This is a genomic window from Solibacillus sp. FSL W7-1324 (genome assembly GCF_038008025.1).
Lineage (GTDB): Bacteria > Bacillota > Bacilli > Bacillales_A > Planococcaceae > Solibacillus.
The window spans coordinates 1,273,193-1,293,504 of record NZ_JBBOYH010000001.1 but is presented as its reverse complement, the minus strand read 5'-3'; the positions used below and the strand labels follow the sequence as shown (position 1 = coordinate 1,293,504).

General features: G+C 38.8%; 24 protein-coding genes. 8 read left to right on the top strand and 16 right to left on the bottom strand.

Annotated features, from left to right (window positions below):
• Window positions 1–5: 5 nt before the first annotated feature.
• The 12 genes from rpsA to MKY71_RS06160 form a co-directional block, all read right to left on the bottom strand.
• Window positions 6–1,148, bottom strand: coding sequence for a 30S ribosomal protein S1 (rpsA, locus tag MKY71_RS06215; RefSeq protein ID WP_079525839.1), 1,143 nt, complete (start codon window positions 1,146–1,148; stop codon window positions 6–8).
• A gap of 115 nt (window positions 1,149–1,263) precedes the next feature.
• Window positions 1,264–1,938: a (d)CMP kinase gene (gene cmk, locus MKY71_RS06210; protein WP_339175846.1), complete on the bottom strand. Its 675-nt coding sequence runs from the start codon at window positions 1,936–1,938 to the stop codon at window positions 1,264–1,266.
• A 155-nt stretch (window positions 1,939–2,093) separates the two neighbouring features.
• Window positions 2,094–2,747 (bottom strand): flagellar brake protein, encoded by a 654-nt coding sequence (locus MKY71_RS06205; protein WP_339175845.1) that lies wholly within the window; start codon window positions 2,745–2,747, stop codon window positions 2,094–2,096.
• A gap of 108 nt (window positions 2,748–2,855) precedes the next feature.
• Window positions 2,856–4,139, bottom strand: a complete 1,284-nt coding sequence (locus MKY71_RS06200; RefSeq protein WP_340731907.1) for a PepSY1/2 domain-containing protein — start codon at window positions 4,137–4,139, stop codon at window positions 2,856–2,858.
• A gap of 13 nt (window positions 4,140–4,152) precedes the next feature.
• The gene (gene sleB, locus MKY71_RS06195; protein WP_339175843.1) at window positions 4,153–4,935 is read right to left on the bottom strand and encodes a spore cortex-lytic enzyme; all 783 of its coding nucleotides are present in this window, start codon (window positions 4,933–4,935) and stop codon (window positions 4,153–4,155) included.
• 168 nt (window positions 4,936–5,103) lie between these two features.
• Window positions 5,104–5,778 carry a glutamic-type intramembrane protease PrsW gene (gene prsW / locus MKY71_RS06190; protein ID WP_339176579.1) on the bottom strand — a complete coding sequence of 225 codons (675 nt, stop codon included), beginning with the start codon at window positions 5,776–5,778 and terminating at the stop codon, window positions 5,104–5,106.
• 128 nt (window positions 5,779–5,906) lie between these two features.
• A complete protein-coding gene (locus MKY71_RS06185) occupies window positions 5,907–6,872 on the bottom strand; it encodes an asparaginase (RefSeq protein WP_340731906.1) in 966 nt (321 codons plus the stop codon).
• 12 nt (window positions 6,873–6,884) lie between these two features.
• Window positions 6,885–7,850, bottom strand: coding sequence for a YpdA family putative bacillithiol disulfide reductase (locus MKY71_RS06180; protein ID WP_340731905.1), 966 nt, complete (start codon window positions 7,848–7,850; stop codon window positions 6,885–6,887).
• Window positions 7,851–7,892: 42 nt separating this feature from the next.
• A complete protein-coding gene (locus tag MKY71_RS06175; RefSeq protein ID WP_340731904.1) occupies window positions 7,893–8,648 on the bottom strand; it encodes a metallophosphoesterase in 756 nt (251 codons plus the stop codon).
• A 177-nt stretch (window positions 8,649–8,825) separates the two neighbouring features.
• Window positions 8,826–9,542 (bottom strand): LysM peptidoglycan-binding domain-containing protein, encoded by a 717-nt coding sequence (locus MKY71_RS06170; protein WP_339175838.1) that lies wholly within the window; start codon window positions 9,540–9,542, stop codon window positions 8,826–8,828.
• Window positions 9,543–9,623: 81 nt separating this feature from the next.
• On the bottom strand, window positions 9,624–11,069 hold the full coding sequence (locus MKY71_RS06165) for a RecQ family ATP-dependent DNA helicase (protein ID WP_340731903.1): 1,446 nt from the start codon (window positions 11,067–11,069) through the stop codon (window positions 9,624–9,626).
• Window positions 11,066–12,106, bottom strand: coding sequence for a helix-turn-helix domain-containing protein (locus MKY71_RS06160; RefSeq protein WP_340731902.1), 1,041 nt, complete (start codon window positions 12,104–12,106; stop codon window positions 11,066–11,068). Before MKY71_RS06160 ends, MKY71_RS06165 begins: the two co-directional genes overlap by 4 nt.
• Window positions 12,107–12,208: 102 nt before the next feature.
• On the opposite strand from MKY71_RS06160, the gene MKY71_RS06155 reads away from it, so the two are divergent.
• The 5 genes from MKY71_RS06155 (at window position 12,209) to MKY71_RS06135 (ending at window position 14,853) form a co-directional block, all read left to right on the top strand.
• Window positions 12,209–12,457: a ferredoxin gene (locus MKY71_RS06155; RefSeq protein ID WP_008404945.1), complete on the top strand. Its 249-nt coding sequence runs from the start codon at window positions 12,209–12,211 to the stop codon at window positions 12,455–12,457.
• A 142-nt stretch (window positions 12,458–12,599) separates the two neighbouring features.
• Entirely contained in the window at window positions 12,600–13,376 is a 777-nt protein-coding gene (locus MKY71_RS06150; RefSeq protein ID WP_340731901.1) for an enoyl-ACP reductase FabI, read from the top strand.
• An 87-nt stretch (window positions 13,377–13,463) separates the two neighbouring features.
• Window positions 13,464–13,739, top strand: coding sequence for an excalibur calcium-binding domain-containing protein (locus tag MKY71_RS06145; RefSeq protein WP_339175832.1), 276 nt, complete (start codon window positions 13,464–13,466; stop codon window positions 13,737–13,739).
• 14 nt (window positions 13,740–13,753) lie between these two features.
• Window positions 13,754–14,452 (top strand): glycerophosphodiester phosphodiesterase, encoded by a 699-nt coding sequence (locus tag MKY71_RS06140; RefSeq protein ID WP_340731900.1) that lies wholly within the window; start codon window positions 13,754–13,756, stop codon window positions 14,450–14,452.
• Window positions 14,453–14,673: 221 nt separating this feature from the next.
• The gene (locus tag MKY71_RS06135) at window positions 14,674–14,853 is read left to right on the top strand and encodes a hypothetical protein (protein ID WP_339175830.1); all 180 of its coding nucleotides are present in this window, start codon (window positions 14,674–14,676) and stop codon (window positions 14,851–14,853) included.
• 136 nt (window positions 14,854–14,989) lie between these two features.
• Here the strand turns inward: MKY71_RS06135 and MKY71_RS06130 are convergent, their stop codons facing one another.
• On the bottom strand, window positions 14,990–15,190 hold the full coding sequence (locus MKY71_RS06130; RefSeq protein WP_079525806.1) for a cold-shock protein: 201 nt from the start codon (window positions 15,188–15,190) through the stop codon (window positions 14,990–14,992).
• 350 nt (window positions 15,191–15,540) lie between these two features.
• Between MKY71_RS06130 and MKY71_RS06125 the strand changes: the two genes are divergently transcribed.
• Window positions 15,541–16,104 (top strand): nitroreductase family protein, encoded by a 564-nt coding sequence (locus tag MKY71_RS06125; protein ID WP_339175829.1) that lies wholly within the window; start codon window positions 15,541–15,543, stop codon window positions 16,102–16,104.
• 81 nt (window positions 16,105–16,185) lie between these two features.
• On the opposite strand, the gene MKY71_RS06120 is transcribed toward MKY71_RS06125, so the two are convergent.
• Window positions 16,186–16,599 (bottom strand): MarR family winged helix-turn-helix transcriptional regulator, encoded by a 414-nt coding sequence (locus MKY71_RS06120; RefSeq protein ID WP_340731899.1) that lies wholly within the window; start codon window positions 16,597–16,599, stop codon window positions 16,186–16,188.
• 174 nt (window positions 16,600–16,773) lie between these two features.
• Here MKY71_RS06120 and MKY71_RS06115 point away from each other — a divergent pair, with 174 nt between their 5' ends.
• Window positions 16,774–17,277: a CarD family transcriptional regulator gene (locus tag MKY71_RS06115; RefSeq protein ID WP_339175826.1), complete on the top strand. Its 504-nt coding sequence runs from the start codon at window positions 16,774–16,776 to the stop codon at window positions 17,275–17,277.
• Window positions 17,278–17,560: 283 nt separating this feature from the next.
• Window positions 17,561–18,070 carry a DUF3231 family protein gene (locus tag MKY71_RS06110; RefSeq protein WP_339175825.1) on the top strand — a complete coding sequence of 170 codons (510 nt, stop codon included), beginning with the start codon at window positions 17,561–17,563 and terminating at the stop codon, window positions 18,068–18,070.
• Window positions 18,071–18,170: 100 nt separating this feature from the next.
• Here MKY71_RS06110 and MKY71_RS06105 read toward each other — a convergent pair whose 3' ends face one another.
• Both MKY71_RS06105 and MKY71_RS06100 read right to left on the bottom strand, forming a co-directional pair.
• Window positions 18,171–19,082 (bottom strand): ABC transporter ATP-binding protein, encoded by a 912-nt coding sequence (locus MKY71_RS06105; RefSeq protein ID WP_340731898.1) that lies wholly within the window; start codon window positions 19,080–19,082, stop codon window positions 18,171–18,173.
• A 14-nt stretch (window positions 19,083–19,096) separates the two neighbouring features.
• Window positions 19,097–20,311: an ABC transporter permease gene (locus MKY71_RS06100; protein WP_340731897.1), complete on the bottom strand. Its 1,215-nt coding sequence runs from the start codon at window positions 20,309–20,311 to the stop codon at window positions 19,097–19,099.
• Between the last annotated feature and the right edge of the window lies 1 nt (window position 20,312).

Below are 20,312 nucleotides of genomic sequence, written 5' to 3'. Positions count from 1 at the left end.
TAATATTATTTTTTGAATCCTTTTAGCTGATCACCGATAACATCGCTGAAAGAGAAACCTTTATTTTCTTCAGGCAGCTCGTAATCGAAGTCCTCGTCGCTCGCAGAATCTTCCTGCAATGCTTTAATGCTTAGTGCAAGGCGTTTTTCTGCTTCATTTACCTCAAGTACTTTTACTTCCACCTCTTGTCCGTCTTTTAAGACTTCATGAGGTGTTGTAATATGCTTGTGGGAAATTTGAGAAATATGGACAAGACCTTCAACACCAGGGAATACTTCCACAAAAGCACCGAATGTAACAAGACGTTTTACAGTACCTGTTAAGATGGCACCTTTAGAAGCCTTCTCTTCGATGTCTGTCCATGGACCAGGCAAAGTATCTTTGATCGATAATGAAACACGCTCATTTGGAATATCGACTGAAAGCACTTTTACAGTTACAGATTGTCCTTCCTGTAATACCGTAGAAATATCTTCAACATGTTCATGTGCCACTTGTGAAATGTGGACTAATCCATCAATGCCGCCCAAATCAATGAACGCACCGAATTTCGCCAAGCGCTGAACTGTACCTTCCAGCATATCCCCTTGATGGATATTTTGAATCACTTGTTGCTTTTTCGACGCTTTCTCTTCATCTAATACTGCACGATGAGATAAAATAAGTCGGCCTTTTTCTTTATCTAACTCTGTAATTTTTAAACGTAAAGTTTTGCCTTTATAATCCTCAAAATCTTCGACAAAATAATCTTCAACGAGTGAAGCCGGAACGAAACCGCGCACGCCTAGATCGACGACAAGTCCGCCTTTCACAACATCTTTTACTTCTGCTTCGAATACTTCACCAGATTCGAATTTCGCTTTTAATTCATCCCACGCGTGCAGTGCATCTACTTTGCGTTTCGATAATACAAAATTCTCTTCTTCAACTTTCGTAATCATAAGCTCTAGCTGATCGCCAACTGAAACTATATCAGAAGCTTTTTCAATGTGTAAGCTTGAAAGTTCGCTAATAGGTATAATCCCGTCGAAAGGTGCCCCCTCGATCGAAACCGTTACTGACTTTTCTTCAACCTGTTCAGCAACACCTTTCACAATATCTCCTTCTTGAAATTTTTGGTTTGACCCTAAATTCATTTCCTCAGACATATGTAGCCCTCCTTCGCGTATTCCACTTTTATTTTATTCGATAAGTTCTACAAAAACAAAAAATAACCCTTTATTTTCAGAAATTTCGTACGTTAGCTTCATTTTTTAATAGTGTTTACTGCATTTTTTGCTGCGCTAATTTCAAAATTTCCTGCGCCGCTTCATCAATTGATAAATGCGTCGTATCTAAAAATAAAGCATCTTCTGCTTGGATGAGCGGTGAAGCTTCACGTTCACTATCAAGCTTGTCCCGCAGTGCAATTTCCTTCTGTAATGATTCGATCGTTGAAGGAATACCGCGGCGTTCATTATCCAGGAAGCGTCGATGTGCACGTTCTTCAACTGTTGCAGACATGAAGATTTTAAGCTCAGCATCTTTTAAAACATGTGTTGCGATATCACGGCCGTCCATGACAACCCCGCCGTCCGCAGCCAGCTTTTGCTGCATCGCTACAAGAATTTCACGAATATTGGCATGTGCCGCAACTTCTGATACATTTGCCGTAACTTCATTTGAACGAATAGCCTGTGACACATCTTGTCCATCCACAAAAACGAGTTGTCCCTGCTCCGACGGTTTTAATGTAATCACCGTTTGCTGCAGCATTTTTTCAATCGCTTCTGCGTCATGTAATTGTATGTTTTCTTTCATCGCTTTATACGTCACTGCCCGATACATTGCACCTGTGTCGATATATGTAAATCGAAGTGCTTCGGCTACAATTTTTGCAATGGTACTTTTTCCTGCACCTGCAGGACCATCAATTGCAATTTGAATTTTTTTCATCATAATTAACTCCCTACTTTCCGTTGCTATTGTATCATAACGGAAAAAAATTTTACCTTCTTTACGCTATATTTTTTTGAAAAAAACTGGCCGTCCATAACATTCGTTTCAGTTATTTAAAAAGGTCTAAAAAGTAAAATACTTTTTAGACCTTTCGCTTATAATTCATTCATTTCTTTTTTGCGGATCATTACTTGTCGTTCGAAGCAGAATCGGACAATCTGCTGTTTATCATAATCATCCGTATCCGTGAAATTCAATGCTGCCATTTTCATGTCATTTCGTTCGAACATGTTCACGACTCTCGCATCTGTTTCGACATAGCGGATTTCGCCATTTACAAATGGCAGGACGACGAAAGCCTTAACTGTATCGCCTTCAGTAAAATTGACCGGTGACTTAATATGAATCAATGTTCCCCCGGCGCTTATGTCTTCGGCCGCAAACTGAAATTTCTGTCCGTCATGTTCTACGGCAATATCTACAGGTGTTTCTACACGAACATATTCGCGGCGCTGAATTTTAATAAACTCTTCAGGTGGTGGACACGCAAGCAGTATCATTTGAACATTGCCGCCTTTACGTCCTAAAACTTCTGTATTAAAGCAGTAACTTTCCTTTTTTTCCGTACTGAAAGTTGCACGGAATTGTGCGCCATCTATTAAAAAAGCGATTTTTTTAGTTGCCGTATTAATTGGATAGTCGATAAAAATCATATTGTCCTGCCGATCAACTACACGACATTTAAATTTTTCGACCCTTTCCGTATAGGTTGGCTCCAGCGTTAGTTGTGTTCCAATTTTTAGTTCCATTTGCCTCTCCCCATAAGAAATTATTGATACTTTATTATCTCACGGGAATGTAAATATAGCTATATTTTTACAATTATTTTTACTGGACCTAGCACCTTCTACATACTGCTAAAACACTTTTTCGTTTTTGATCACTTCATGTGTTTCCGTATCGATTACTATGCGATACGTATCCTGTGTCTTATTGTCGAGCCTTGCAATAACTTCATAACATTTACGCAGCTCCAGATTTCCATTGCCAGTATAAATCTTTTGCACTTGTTCGACACCTACATGATCCGCAAAAAACTTATCCCAGTCGATCGGCACTTCACCTTGATCTTTTATTTTTTCTTCCTGAATATATTCCATTGCGTTGACACCTAAAATTTCCGCGTTATCCTTCGCAATTTTTACTTGAATACTATCCGGATAAATTAAAGCTTCATCATCGCCATGCACTCTCGTAAATACGAGATGCCATGCTTCATGATTTTCCCTTGTTTCGGAAAGTTTCACATCAGTGTAGCCTACTTTATTCATAAAGCTTTTTGCGGTATTCAAAATTTCTTCATGTGAAAGTGCATCCTTTTTCACCGGACGTTCAAGCAGGAATGACAGAAGATGGCCGCCATTTTCTGTTATGTCGGCATAGCCGATTTTCGAACCATGGATAAATTGAATATGATAGAACGGGTATGGTGCATTATCACTGCTTTTTGTCACGGTTACGATGGAATCATCGATATTCGGGAAAAACTTTTTAAAATTTTTAATGGCTTCGCTCTTCGTTATTTTTTTATCTTTTAAATGCTGTAACTCCCGCTTTTTCTCATAATCCGATTCACTCGCAGTTAATGGGAAATCGGTTTCATTATATGTTTTTAATTGTTTTGACACGTTCATAAACGGTGAATCTTTAAGGTCGGTTGTATGATTCGTTGACCATTTTTTTAAATCGCCGTCATTTTCATAAAAAGCGACAGTCGCGATATTCCATTCTTCTGCAAACGCATGTAAATTGGAAGCAACCGTACTCATTTTACCGCGCCAGTTTTCATAGTCCCCCGTTGCGGCCGCTTGTTTTGCGTTATCACCGATTTTTCCTAAATAACGCATCCATTCATTTTGTACTTCTGCCTGAATCGGTAAATTGGCGACCGTTTTTCTTAAATCACTGCTCAACCGCCAGATGGAATCCAATTCATTATTTAAAGCTTTTTCGTCCTGAAAGAGTAAAGATTGTTCCACCGCTGTATGCAATGTCGACAATTTTTCAGTCGCTGCCGAAAGGTCCCTCGATTGGGTAGCATAAACAGCTCGCTCCAAATCCTTATTTTGTGTAAATAGATCAAAGGAAACAAAGGCTAATATGACAACAAATAAACCTAATAAATATGCAAATTTTTTCATGTTTTACCCCCGCCTATAAGCAGAAAATATGCTCACCAATTTGTTTGATTTGAGGTCTAGACCAAATCCAATTACTTGTCGCTGTTACAGGATTAAAATAATACAGAGCATTCTCGGATGGGTCCCAGCCGTTTATCGCATCCAACACAGCCTGTTTGGCACGTTCATTTGGAGTAAGCCAAATCTGGCCGTCCGCAACAGCTGTGAAAGCTAATGGCTGGAAAATAATTTCCGAAATCGTATCCGGAAATTCCGGAGACTCCAGACGGTTCAAAATTACGGCCGCAACAGCAACTTGTCCTTCATACGGCTCGCCTCGCGCTTCTCCGTATACGGCATTCGCTAAAATTTGAAGATCCTGCTCTGTGTAGCCTGGTGGAAGCTGCATGGAGGTTGTACTATTTGAGCTTTTTCCGCCATTTCCACCTTTTTTCACCTGATTTTCCAAAGCGACACCGCCATAATACGTGAAGCTGTTCCCGGCATTAATCTGTTTATGAACCCACGCTTTGTCGAAATCCGAATTATTCTCGAGTTTTTCCTTCGTAGACCGTCCGGCAATCCCGTCTACAGGAAGCCCGTATTGCTCCTGGAAATTACGAAGTGCCCAATAGGTTCCGTAACCAAATTTCCCGTCAATTTTCCCATGATAGAAACTTAAATATTGAAGTCGTGCCTGTAACTCAATTACATCGTCACCAAATGCACCTCGTTGCACATCCTGACCTGAAAATGCAAATGTATGACTTACAAAACTACTTGATATAATGATTACGAACAAGACGATTTTTTTCATTGACATTTCCACTCCTTTTTCAGTAGGATGTAGAAATTTGAAAAGTTTATACATTCGAAAGATGCTTTTTTCAATCTATAGAGCATATTTTTATCACTTATTTAGAGTTTAATAATCCGTTTTTTACATAGAAAAAGGTTTGCTACAAAAATATTTGTAGCAAACCTTTTAGAAATGGTTACTGCGGGATAAGTGTTCAATTAGATGTTCATGTGCCTGCTTGACTTTACGTAATGCAAACGTCCATAAAAATAACATGAACGGCAGCATCGCATACAAAAAGTATTCTTCTAACATTAAAATTGAATTATACATAATATGAAGACCTACAGGGGCAAAAAGGGCAAGCGCAATATACCTCTTCTGTATTTCGTCACTTGAAAACTTTCCTTTTCCGTAATAGTAACCCATCACTACACCGAACAATGCATGACTCGATACCGGCAATAACGCCCGCATAAATGCCTGATCAATCCCGAAAGATAATAAATAGAGGACGTTTTCCACAGTAGCAAATCCTAATGAAACTGCGGCACCGTACAAAATACCGTCATACGGATCGTCAAACTCGATATGGCGTAAAATTACGGCTAAAATAATGAGCCATTTTACGAATTCTTCTATCGAACTGGTGAATATTGCATTGATAAAATAAGGATTCGAAAATGTCTGTTCTTCTTTAATGACAAATTGTATAAATAAAACAGGGAATGTTATAACCCCGCCATATATGAAAGAATGCATTAATGTACGCCGTGGCTCGGTATCCATCTCATTGCGTAAATAAAAGTAGCTTAAAAGGGCTAAACCCGGCGCAATCGCTGCTGATAATAGTATAAACATCATGCCGGCTCCTCTCGTTTCTCGACTCATAAATAGTATAGCACTATTTTTTTCAAAGCAGTGTAGCATACCCAATATTTGTCTAGAAAATATAAAAACTCGGCTATTTTCATGCCGAGTTCCTATCATTAATGCATAAAAGTATCAAAATTCGTATTGCCGTTCGCAATCATCAACAGGAGTTTCATACGGGCTTTCTTCGGATCAAAGTCCCCGCCCATGATAACGCCGGCATCTTTCAAGTAATTCGCACTGCTGTAATAATCATATGTCGGGAATACTCGTCCTTCTTCAGTCGATGTCGTTAACACAACTTTCGTTCCTTTTTGACAAAGCTTTTCAATTGCGCCCATCATTTTCGGTGCAACTTGACCTCGACCTGCTCCGACCAGCACAATACCTTCAACATCTGCTTCGTAGAGGGCATCCAATATAATGGAACTTGCACCTAAATAAGCAAATACAATTTCAACAGCAGGGTAGCTTTCTTTTATATTATATACTTCTTTATGTGTTGGCTTCTGGTAAATGATGACCTCGTCGTTATCGATAAATCCAAGCATCCCATAGCCGATCGATCCAAAGCCGTTAATGCTTGAGGAATGCATTTTTTTCACGTATTTGGAATGAATGATTTTTTCATTAAAGACAACGCACACCCCGATATTTTTCGCCTCTTCATTCGAAGCAACCAATAAGGAATTCCGGAGATTTGAATAGACATCTGTACCAATATCGCCTGGTGATTTTTGCGAACCCGTTACAATAACCGGGCGTTCATCATGAATTGTCAGCTCTAAAAAGTAGGCCGTCTCCTCTAAACTGTCCGTACCATGTGTAATGACAATCCCGCTCACCGTTTGATCTTCAAATACATTTTTGACCGTTTGATTCAGTAGATTTAAATTTTCGAATGTCATATGCATCGATGGGATCTGGTATAAATCAATCAGTTCAATATCCATCTCATTTTCAAGCTGGCACATCGATAAAATGGCTTGCCCATCCAGCTTGCCGGACTCCAGTTTGTTTTTCTCGTTGCGTGTACTTGCAATCGTTCCACCTGTTGTAATCAGCACTACTTTTTTCTTCACAACATTCACCCCTTATGTAGTTTGACGAGCAATTTTTTGAGCAATCATATTCCCATGAAAGCGGCCGTTTTCTATAAAGATTTCATTGGCATTATTTCCCGCAGCAATGACACCGGCAATAAATAGATTTTCTACATTTGTTTCCATTGTTTCAGGATCGAACGTCGGTCTTCCTGTTTGTTCATCAATCTCGACGCCCATTTCACGAATGAAACGGTGATCAGGGTGATAACCGGTCATTGCGAATACGACATCATTGGCGAGTGTTTCTTGTTGTCCCTCAATTTCGACAATGACTTCCTTCTCTTTGATTTCTTTTACTTCTGTATTGAAGTGCATTGAAATCTCGTCTTCTCGTACAAGACCTAAAAATTCCGGCAATACCCATGGCTTAATGCTCGGCGAATAATCATTGCCACGATAGATGACCGTCACATGTGCGCCTGCTTTATTAAGCTCCAATGCTGCATCAATTGCAGAGTTTTTCCCGCCGATGACCAGTACATTCAAATCGAAAAACGGGTGTCCTTCCTTAAAATAATGATGCACTTTCGGAAGATTTTCGCCTGGTATATTCAAATAGTTCGGATGATCGTAATAGCCCGTTGCAATGACTACATACGGTGTTTCATAACTGTCCTTATCAGTGCGCACATGAAATAAACCATCCGTTTTTTTAACACTTTCCACTGTTTCAAAACGATTGACTTGAAGGTTTTTCGCCTTCACGACTTCGCGATAATAGACAAGTGCCTGATTGCGTTTCGGTTTTCGTTGTTCAATAATAAACGGCACATCCCCGATTGCCAGCTTTTCACTCGTACTAAAAAAAGTTTGATGTGTCGGATAATTGTAAATCGCATTGACAATATTACCTTTTTCGATAATGACTGGCGACAATCCGATATTTTGTAGTTCAATCGCTGCAGCTAATCCACATGGACCTCCACCAACAATGATTGCATCTACCTTTTGCATACTAACATCTCCTTATTCCAATTCCTATAAATCGCTTTTCTCTCATTTTACATCTTGTTCAAATTTAATTGTAATAAGATGACTTTCCGGCTTTGCACAGAGACGCAGCGGGACAAGCGTCGTACCATACCCGTTACTGACAAGTTCATAGCGGTTTTTCACTTTTTTAAAATATCCGTGTGGCTGCAGTCCGAATTTACCGAGACGCATTTGCCCGCCATGTAAATGTGCCCCAATACTGAGCAGTGGCTGAAACTGCTTATGTACTTTGCCGAACAGTTCCGGATTATGCGCAATGAAAACGGTGTTCTTTTCTTCGCATTGCCCGATTGCCTGCTGGATGTTCTGTTCTTCCGGACGATATGAAACTGCGCTCACAGACAGCTTATTTTTGCTTTTGAGACTGATTGATTCATTCTCAATAATATGGATTTGATGGTCTTTCAGCAGTTGACGCAGTTTTTGTTCACCAAATTCAATATCATTATTGCCCCAAATAAAATAAATAGGGCCCAGTTTTTTTAGCATGCGTATATTATGGAGCACTGTATCTTCAGAAGTCCGACGATCGACAAAATCTCCCCCTATGAGGACAGCCTGTATATTTTGATCAATCGAATCAATCATCGCCTCATTAATTTTGCGCGCATGTGTATCCGATATAAAATAAAGATGGATTGTTTCATTATCGCCAATTGCTTTCACTTCATGTGACCGGATGTTATTTTCATGTGCTTCTTTATACATATAGAGAAGCACTGAAATACAGGCGATTCCGATAAAACTTATTATGACCATACACGGTCCTCCAATTCAAAAAGGCTAATAACACAATAGCCTGATGTAATGCTTTCATAACCATTAATTTCACCTAGTGTTTACTAAGTATTTAAAATAACAAATTTCTTTCATAAAGAAAAAGACGAGAGCCGGAACGGTTCGTCTTTTTACTAGTCATTATACAAGTGAGAAAAATTATGGAACAATTACTAAAACTTGCCCTGTCGAAATACTGTCCGATGATAAATTGTTGGCAGCTTTTATTTTATTAACATATTCAGGACTACCATTACCGTAGTACTTTAATGCGATGCGGTATAGATTGTCAGTCGATTGTACAGTATGTGTTTTTTGCTGTGCTTTAGCCGCTTCCTGAGCAGCTTTTTTCTTTGCTTCCTGCTCTTTCGCTTTAGCCGCAGCCGCTTTCTGTGCTTCTTCCGCTTTTTTTATTTCTGCCGCTTCTTTTTCAGCTTTTTCTTTTGCGATTTGTGCTTCCGCCTTTTTCGCTTCTTCAGCAGCTAACTTTTCTTTTTCCGCTTTCGCTTTAGCCTCATCCACTTCGGCCGAGTTATCATCATTTTTTTCTTCTTTATCTTCGTCATCGTTAGTAGCAGCTGGCTGTGTTTTCGGATCCTGTTTTTGAATCTCCACTACTAAGTCATCCTTCTTATCCACGTTTACATTTTCACTTGCAGATGTGTTCGGTTCATAGATTAGCCACACATAAGCTAGAATAACTAAAGGGATAAAAATTAAGATAACTGTTAACACCGTCATAATTGGGTTTGTTTGTTTTTTTCCGTTTTTCTTTCGATGTCGGCTAACACGTGACATTTTTGTACCTGACTCATTATGTAGGTCAATCTCTTGACGATGCTCCTCTACCTTCTCCCGGTAATCTTCTTTTGTCATGGCCTTCACCCCTCCAACTACTAAAAATTATAACTTTATTATGACCAATTTCTACATAAAAGTAAACGGTTCGATAGTAGATTAAGAGTTTATTAACAATATTTTCTTGAGACGGTGTTGCCAATTGGTCATTTTAATCATAGTTTTTGAAGGATCTCTCTCTTCCACCAGTTCAGACACATCGATTCCACAGTTGGAACAGCAATTTTCCTGCTGCTTCGTCAATTGCTGACCAAAGTACTGAACGACTTGCTTCCTCATACATTCTGTACCTTCTATAAGCTTTAAAACGAGCTGGACTTCTTCAAATTTCTTAATCTGTAAATTCAGCATCCGATTCTTTACTTCCTCGGCAGATTCACGTGCCAGCCAATAACTCAGCACACGGAAAACGACTTCCGACATTTCCCCGTTTGCAAGCAAGGACTGCGGCTGTTCACCAGCAGCCATCACTTCTGTGAACCGGTCCACATGAATATTTTTCGGCAAATCTTCTGACGCGATAAATTTTGCAAATTGCTCATCACCGTCACAATATAATAAAAAGGCAACTGCTTTTTTGCCATCACGACCAGCCCGCCCAATTTCCTGCATATAGTTCGACAATGTTGCAGGCATTGTTTCATGAATAACTTGACGAACATTTTCTTTATGGACACCCATACCAAATGCATTTGTCGCTACTATCCATTCAAGCTGACCGGCTAAAAATTGCTGCTGTATAAATTGTCGGTCCTGTGCTTCCTTCCCGGCATGATAAGCGGCCGCCGAAATATTTTGCTGTAGAAGCTGTAAACTGATCGCTTCTGCTTTTGACCGGGATTGCGTATAAATGATGCCCGGACCGTCTGTATTTTTCACATGTTCAATAATCCATTCAATCTTTTCCTCACGCTCTGAAAACAGTTTTTTCACTAAATGAATATTGTCTCTGTTTACAGCGTGCATATAGTGAAAAGGTGCATTCATTTTTAAATAGGATTGGATATCCGCCAAAACCGTATCCGTTGCTGTGGCGGATAATGCAAGAATAGGCGGACGATTCGACTCCGATAATATTTCACCAATCCGTAAATAGTCCGGTCGAAAATCAAATCCCCATTGCGATATACAATGTGCTTCATCCGCAACAATTAGCGAAAGTTCCATCGCTTGAATTCTTGCCTTTACTTGCGGCTGCAACAGCATTTCCGGAGATACGAAAATAAACCGGTACTCTCCCAAAAAGTGTAAGGCATACCTTTTCTGGTCTGGTGTTAAAAAGGAATTCAATGCGACAACTCGTTTTTCCCCCATTTGCTTTAGCTGATCGACCTGGTCTTGCATGAGTGATAATAGCGGCGACACAATCAGCACCGGTTTTTGAAATAAATAGCCCGGCAGCTGGTAACAAAGGGATTTCCCCATTCCGGTCGGCAAAATGGCCACAACGTCTTTGCCCGCCACTATATTTTTGATGATTTCTTCTTGTCCTGGCCGGAATGCATCATAGCCGAAATGTTGCTTTAAGGCACTTTGTAAATTCATATATGGGTCGCTCCTTTCGCCATTGTTAGCCGAAGTTGAAAATAGCTTAGCTGCGGCAGTAATTCTTTCAATGTTTTTAATCGTTTCGTATCATAAGCTTCGACCGCACCTAAAATTTGTTGCTGTTCTTTGGTTGATACAAATGGCTCTATCGAAAAGTTCGGTTCATTCATCGCAAGTTCGACAATATGATCTTCAATCGTACTCATTTTTAATCGACGGATATGACTGATTTCTTCCAATGTTCTTCCCGCTTTGTATAACTGGGCGGTTGCGTTTGCCGAAGCAGTCAGCACGACTTCCACACGTATATTTTGCATAATTTCATTCAATAGCGGGTATTGTGTTTTTTCAAGGTACAATTCATTCAACCAAGTATGCAATGCGCTAATATAGTGCAGTTGAACATCCATTTCCTGCATATTATAGCCAAATGCCAATTGCTGCCACGTAAATCCCGGTTCATTGTAGCCGGTCAATCGGTACATGAGGATGTCTTTCATGTTTTCTTCGATTGCTGTCTCGGCTATACTTGCAGATATTTCTGTGTAAATTGATTGGTGCAGCAAGCCTTTCTGATAATGGTGTCGCACTAAAAATTGACGTACCCATTGCTGTACTTGTTCATTTTTTTCAATCGGGATAAACGCTTTTTTCTGATGGAGCTGATGGGACAGGCTTTGAATAATAAGCGAAAGTCTACCGAAAAAAATATGTTCATTGCCACGGTAATGCCAGCCGTCAAACGAAAGAGGCACAGGTTTTGAGGCAAGCTGTTTTCCTTGTTCGGTCATAGTATAAAAACCATTTTCCTCTATTATAATAATACTCTTGGCAAACATGAGATCAATTTGCTCATCGAATTTATGACGAGCTAGTTTTGGGAGCAACCCAAAATAGGAATATAAATTAAAGAGGCCTACATCATGAATTGTCTGCCCTGACCGCTTCCCTTTCAATAAGTGATAGGCGGCGGAAACAGTGCGTTCCTGTTGAAAAGTATGTAAAATTTTCAAAAGAATTTGTTGGATTAGCATGTCAAATCCCTCATTTTCGTAGTATTAGGTTGAAAAGTGCCGAAAACACCATTAGAATAAGTAAGAGCTTTATGGAAACGAACGGATAAAGGAGAGGTAACAATGCCAAAATATACTATCGTAGATAAAGATACTTGTATCGCATGTGGCGCTTGTGGCGCTGCTGCACCGGATATTTATGATTATGATGATGAAGGAATCGCTTTCGTTATTTTAGATGATAACATGGGTACTGCTGAAGTTCCAGAAGATCTACTAGAAGATATGCAAGATGCATTTGAAGGCTGTCCAACAGACTCTATTAAAGTTGCAGATGAAACATTTGACGGCGACTCATTAAAATTCGAATAGTATACAAACATACGAAACGATTCCTTTTAAAGGGTCGTTTTTTATTTTGCACTTTTTTCTCATTGCGCATCTATTATTGAGATGTTATAGTTAATATTAGTAGTAGGTACTAATATTAACTATTCATTTTAGGGGTGTCGTTATGGATTTATTGCAATTAAAAGGGAAAAATATCGTCGTAATGGGTGTTGCCAATGAGCGCAGTATTGCTTGGGGCATCGCAAAACGACTATTTGATGTCGGAGCAAATGTAATTTTCACATATCGTAAAGAACGTTCAAAAGGAAAAATCGAAAAGCTTTTAACAAATTATGAAGAGCACAATGCAACTGTTATTGAATGTGACGTAAACAGCGACGAAAGCATTGCAAAAGCATTCACTCAAATCGGTGAGCAGTTTAAAGTGATTCACGGCATTATCCATTCTGTTGCATTCGCACATGCCGAAGATCTGCATAACCGCTTCGTCGAAACAACACGTGACGGCTATGCCTTTGCACAAGATACAAGTGCCTATTCGCTGATTGCTGTTACAAAAGCGGCAAAACCTTATATGACAGAAGGCGGTTCTATCGTAACGATGTCTTATTTAGGTGCACAGCGTGTTCTTGATGGCTACAATGTAATGGGCGTTGCGAAAGCTGCACTTGAAGCTTCAATGCGCTATTTGGCAGCCGATGTCGGTGCGGATAATATTCGTGTCAATGCCATTTCCGCAGGTGCCATCCGTACATTGGCAGCTAAAGGTGTACCAAGCTTCAATCAGATTCTGCATAAAATCGAAGAAACTTCTCCGTTAAAACGCAACACAAACCAGGAAGAAGTAGCTGACATGACAATCGTGATGTTAAGCCACCTATCCCGAGGAGTGACAGGCGAAACGATTTATATCGATAGCGGTTATAATATTATGGGTTAGTCCAAAGCGAATTCACTACCTCCCTTGTGAATTCGCTTTTTTTTATGTTAAAATACTGGAAAATACTGTTTATAGAGGAGCATTACGATGAAAAAGTATATTTCAGGATTATTAATGGGTGCTGTTTTAATTAGCGGTTTCTCGTTTTCAACAATGGAAGCAGAGGCAGCTACAAAAGTGAAAGCTGTCGCTTATAAAAATTGCACCGAATTAAATAAAGTCTACAAAGGTGGCGTTGCAAAAGATGCGAAAACAACGAACAAAGGCGGCAAAACAAAATATAAACCTTTCGTATCAGCAGAGCTTTACAAATTAAACGCAAAAAGTGATCGTGATAAGGACGGGATTGCTTGCGAAAAATAGGAGGAGTGAATTAAATGAAGATTCTCGCTCACCGTGGTTACAGTGCCAACTACCCCGAAAATACAATGATCGCTTTTCAGGAAGCTGCAAAGTTGGCTATTTGGGGCGTTGAATTTGATGTCCATTTAACAAAGGACAACCAGTTAGTCGTTATCCATGATGAGTTAATTGACCGTACATCAACGGGGAAAGGCTATGTGAAGGATCTGACACTGGAAGAGCTGCGGGCATTTGATTATGGCTCGTGGTTTGCGCCGGAGTTTGCTGGTCAGACGATTCCTACATTAGCGGAAACTTTGGTCATCTTTAAATCAACGCCCTTCCAGATCAATATCGAGATAAAATCGGACATTTTTGAGTATCCCGGCATTGAAGCACTCATTGCCAATGAGATTCATAGCTTTAATTTAGAAGATCGTGTCATTATTTCTTCCTTCAATCATGAAAGCATTGCTCGATTTCAGCAAATCATGCCAAATGTGAAAACCGCGCTGCTATTTGCTTCGCTTATTGTAAACTTAGAGGACTATGTCAAGACGCTTGGCGCGGATGCAATCCATATCCCCTATTACTACGGGATGCGTTCCATTGTTCAGCAAGCGATCAAGAACGGAATGACCGTCAGAACTTATACAGTCAATGATGCAAAAGTAGCCCGCCAACTCGAATCACTTGGAATTGATGCCATCTTTTCCGATATAGTAAACCTATAAAAATGAGAAAAAACTGTTTCGAAGGAATTCTTTTGCAGCAGTTTTTTATGTAATATTTAGACAATTATTAGAAAAACGCTTTCAAATAGCTAAACTTTGTTAAGTTCATTTTATCGTCAAACTTTAAAATTTTTATCCGTTTTCAACCTCATTCCTTTTGAAGTCAGACGTCTGTTTCCTGTATATTAAAGGTAACAACAAACAGATTCGGAGATGAAATGATGAATACGGAAATTTTATCATATGTAGAAAAAATGGAAGCTGCAGTACTAAACGATTTAGTTACAACTGACTCTTCTGATTTATATGAAATTGCAGTCGAAATGATTGCCGAACAAAAAGATGCGTACAAGAATATTTGCCAAGCTTATGAAGTGGTTAAGCATAACCTAGTCGGCTAAGCTTTATAAGCAAAATTAAAAGCAGTTCAAATTTACTTCCCCATAAATTTGAACTGCTTTATTTTTGTGGAAAAGTTCGCAAAAAAAAGAGGGTTCCTTATGAAAGGATCCCTCTTCTATAGTTACATCATTAAAATTAAAGTTTTACGATGTTTGTAGCTTGTGGTCCACGTTGACCGTCTTCTACTGAAAACTCAACTTTTTGACCTTCTTCAAGAGTTTTGAAACCTTCACCTTGAATAGCTGAGAAGTGAGCGAATACGTCAGAACCGCCTTCAACTTCGATGAAACCGAAACCTTTTTCAGAGTTAAACCATTTTACTGTACCTTGTGTCATAATAAATGACCTCCAATTAATTAAATTTAATAAGATCGCAATTCTTCCAAAAGAAAAAAATTCACATATTACAAAAAGTACCAACTAAACCACGAAATACTTTTTGTAATAGGTGAATTTAATGTCTTGTAACTATCTCATTGACCTTAGTATATAGCAAAAAATCGGATTTGTCTACTATAAACTCAATTTTATCTGCTTTAACAATTATTTATCGATTAAAAGATTTACACCTCAATAACTAACTAAAAGTTATTTAGTTACTTTTTTGTAAGCATTTTGTTTGCAATTACATTTTAGCGTTGGTTAATATAGGAAATGTATTACATAGAACTAGGAGGATTATTTTCATGGTATTACAAGCAAAAGAATTCCGTACAGCGGAGCATGACATTTCAGAAGTATTTTTAAATCGGTGGTCACCACGTGCTTATGCAGACACACCTGTTGCCGAAGATGTATTAAATCGTGTATTTGAAGCAGCGCGCTGGGCACCATCAGCAGGCAACAACCAGCCTTGGCGCTTTATCGTGGCAAAAACAGAAGAGGATTTAGCAAAATTCCACCCTGTTTTAATGGAAGGTAACTTAGTATGGGCTAAGCGTGCACCTGTTTTAGTATTAGTCGTTTCTGACAATACAAAAGGCTCACATGAGTTTGATGCAGGAACAGCATGGGGCTTCCTGTCACTTCAGGCAGCAAAGGAAGGTTTAATCACACATCCGATGAGCGGTATATATAAGGATGTGGCAAAAGAAGCATTTAACATTCCGGATACGTTTGATGTACATTTAGCTATTGCAATTGGCTACAAAGGCGACAAAGAAATGCTGTCTCCGGAATTGCAGGCACGTGAAACGCCATCAGGTCGCCGTCCATTAAATGAAATTGTATTTGAAGGTTCTTTTAAATAAGGTTTAAAATTGATGAGGTAACCGCATGAAGGAAATGTTCTTTCTTGCGGTTTTTTTCAGTTGTCCTCATTAATATAGAACTTAAACTTTTAGAAGCGGCTTTTTAAGCATCTCCAATAACAGTTCATATTCCTTATCTCCGATCGTGTTCCTTACCATCTTTTCTATTTTAAACTCCATCTTTTTGCTTTCATTAACAATAACGATTCCTTTTGCAGTCAAATGGGCCCTCTTTTGAACTTTTGATCCTTTTATTAATTCGGTCGTAATTAATTCTTTTTCTTGTAAGGACGTCACAAATTTATGAACCCCCTGCTTTGAAATATCTAATTGTTTTACTAATTCCGGTACTGTTACATGCCCCTCATATATATTTTTCAGGACAAACCATTCCGAACTCGTTATATGAAGGTCATTATTTTCGTTCCACATATTTTCTGCCTTTTGGCGTAACTGTTTATGTTGGCGATACAATAATTCTATAAAGTCAATCATTGTCTCTCCCCCTTCTTTCTTTCAACATCATTCTTAAATATTCTCAAGCATCATACTAAAGCTAATCTATTAATTCAAGTTCATGATACTATAAGGGGATTTAAGTCAACTTAGTTGACTTAAATAGTAAATTACTATATTATTTTATGTATAACTTTTTCCGGAGGCGTATTTATGTATAAAATTGGTGACTTAACGTTTTATAAATCCCATGGTATTTGTCAGATTGAAAGTATTGTAGAACAGAACTTCACAGGAGAACCTATGCTTTACTATGTTATGCAATCAAAGATTAGACCGGGTGTAACGCTATACCATCCAGTAGAGAGTAATAACTCACAACTTGAAAAAATATTGAGCTATGATGAAGCAGTACAAATTATGGATTGCTTTTCGAATGAACCAAGCGAATGGAATGACCGCAGTACAAACCGTCAAAGAAACCACGCAGAAATCTTGAGTGCGAATAATCATCTAGAAGCTGCCCAGTTAATGAATACACTCCTACGAAAAGATTTGGAATTACAAAAAGACGAGAAAAAAATCACATCACAAGATTCACAAATTTTGCAGCAACTCTCAACGATTATTTTTGACGTCTTGGAAATTGCGCTTAAAAAGCCAAAAGATGCTATTGAAAAAGAGATTTTTAAAAGAGTTCAAGGACCTACTAACTGATTTATAAATTAGGTTGATTTCTTTAACGAGTTGAAGTAATCCATTTTACTTCAACACTGTTCGTTACTGAGCGATTTGCCACTTTATACATAAAAAATTATATAAGGCGTTTGCTATTCAACTAAATAGCAGGCGTCTTATTTTTTGGTGAATAAAAAGGAATTTTAACTTCTATTATTATGTGACTTGTATGATGTTTTTCATTTAAGTATGAATGAAAACACTTTTACTGCTCATACTACCGTTGTATGAGATTCACCTAATTTTGAAAGGAAGTGTAATGATGGGAATTTTAACGGGTAACCCAAAAGATGAACCGTTACATTATGGAGAAGTTTTTAATATTTGGACAAGCTTGGCTGCAGGGTACAGTATGATTGCCGGGTATCAGACTTTTTATAATCATGCCGGCGACCACGACTTGAAAAAAATAATTGAAGACTTTGTTCAATTTGCTCGAGAAGAAGTAAAACAATTAGAAAAAATTCTTAAATTAAATGGCGTTGGACTTCCTCCTGCACCACCGGAACGTCCTGAGGCACGAATCGAAAACATCCCGCCAGGAGCACGATTCAATGACCCTGAAATAAGTGCAGCATTATCTGTAGATGTCGCTGCCGGTTTAGTTGCTTGCAGCCAGGCGATGGGTATGACAACGCGAGAAGATATCGGAATGATGTATGGTCAATTCCATACAGCAAAGGCACAGCTTGGAGCAAAGCTATTACGCTTAAACAAATCAAAAGGCTGGCTAATCCCTCCGCCATTGCATCTGCACCATCCATTACATTAGTGAATTAAGTCAAATCCCATTTTACTATGCGCATCATCCCCTTATTCATACGAGAAAAACGCCATTTCTAAAAAAGAATGGCGTTTTTCGTTAGTATTCTTTATACAACTTCATGATAGTAAAGGGCATATAAATCATTCAATGTCACTTTACCAAATGCAAAATCCATTACATTGTTATCTACCAGAAATTCAGTTAGCTCGCTTAACAGCATCGGTTCCGAACGAGGAAGATGCAGCAATGTCATATCCGTAACGAGTGTTTGCTGCTCAATCAGCGGATATTTCTCTTTTAACAGTGCTTTAACGGATTCTTCCATATTTTTCACACGTACTGTTTTAATTTTTGCCTGGCTGAATCCTTCAATAATTTCATTCGTATCGACCAGTTTGCCGTCATTAAACAGGAAAATTCGGTCGGCATACTTTTCCAGATTATCGAGCAAGTGCGAAGCGATGATGATCATTTTCCCCTCGGCCTTTTTCTTCATTAAAATCTTCGAAATGACTTCAATATTATTCGGGTCGAGCCCGTTCATGACTTCATCCATCATCATAATTTCCGTGTTCGCTACAATTTGCATTGCAAAACAAAGCCGCTGACGCATGCCGAGTGAATAGGTACCTGTTTTTTTATTAACATAATGACCCATATTCAGCGCTTCAATTGTTTCGTCAATCAGCTTCGGGTCGGACTTCCACATCGTTGCAAACATTTTTAAATGGGCACGTCCACTTAAATGGTTATATAAATCGCTTTGATCCGGCATCATCGACACAAACTCATGAATTCTCACCTCATTTGATTTACTCGAATAGCTAAGATTACCGTTAAACGATACTTTCCCGCTTGTTGGCTGCAAATAGTTCATAATGACATTCATCAAAGTAGATTTTCCGGTTCCGTTCGGTGCTACTAACCCGATCATCTCGCCCTGTTCAAACTTGATCGAAATATCGTTGAGCACTTTTTTATCCGCAAACTGAACGGTAATATTTTCAATAGCAATCATTCGTTGTCCCCCCTCTATTTTACAAGCTTGAACCGTTTATTAAGTGAAATGAGCAGTGCAATGACCAATAGGACAACTGCGCAAATTGACAATAACAGCAGGCCAAGTTGATAATCAACATTTTCACTTCCTAAAAAATAGTTCTGATAACTCGACACAACTTTTCCGACATGGATATACGTTGTCGGTACTTTTTCCACTTCCCAGAAATACCCGATACCGCGGTTCATATAAAACTTTTCGCCAAAAATGACGAATAGTCCGACTGCCAAATTCACCATTTCTTGGCGGAACAGTACACTGCATAAAACCACAACATTGATAATGACAATGAACCATACAATCAGTAATGATAAAGACCGACCCAAAAACATGCCCAATGTCATCATATTAGCTAAACTCTCATTCCCTATTTGCATGAAATTCAAAGCATACTCAGGTGATGGCAGTTTAAGATGGCCGAAACCTGATTGAGCTCCGATTATCATAAAACCAATAAGTAAAGGTACAAATAAAGCGATACTGCCGATAAAAGCAACACCTATTTTTACGAGCAGCTTCTTCCAGTCCGCAATCGGAAAGCCTTTCAGCACAGACGGGTGACGACGATCCTTCGTCACAATATCGATTGCCAGTAATAAGGTACAAATAATTAATATTAAAGGAAGCGGACCTTTCAGAAGTCGCTCAAACGTCTGCAATGCTGTACGCTGTTCAAAAACACCAATCGACAATTCGTAATTCGCCTCATTAAAAGCACCATACCGGAAATGTTGATCCATCGCATTTAAAGCACCTTCAACATTTGCAAATTCCCTGTCTGCCACATAATATCGGTCATTATAGAAAAGGTTTTCATTATAAAATGTCAAATAGTTCATTTGAAGATACCAGTCGCTTGTTACTTCAGCATACTTTTTCAGATCATTTGCATCAAGGGCATCCATTCTTGCCTTATCCAGCGGGTTGATATCAGCAAAATCATAATATGCCCTAACTGATGTCGGATGTATTTCCCTTAAGTTCCTCTTACTTAAATCATCAATAAATTCCTGACGCGTTAAATAACGGGCTTCTATTTCCTCGCGATCGACCTTTTCAATCGGATCATAGGCAGGTGCAATCTTAAACGCATAAAATAGCGCAGCAAATGCCAAGAGAAAATAGATCGCCAAGTTTTTCTTATTCGTAAAAAACTGTTTCAGTTCAAATTTAAAATATCCGTACATA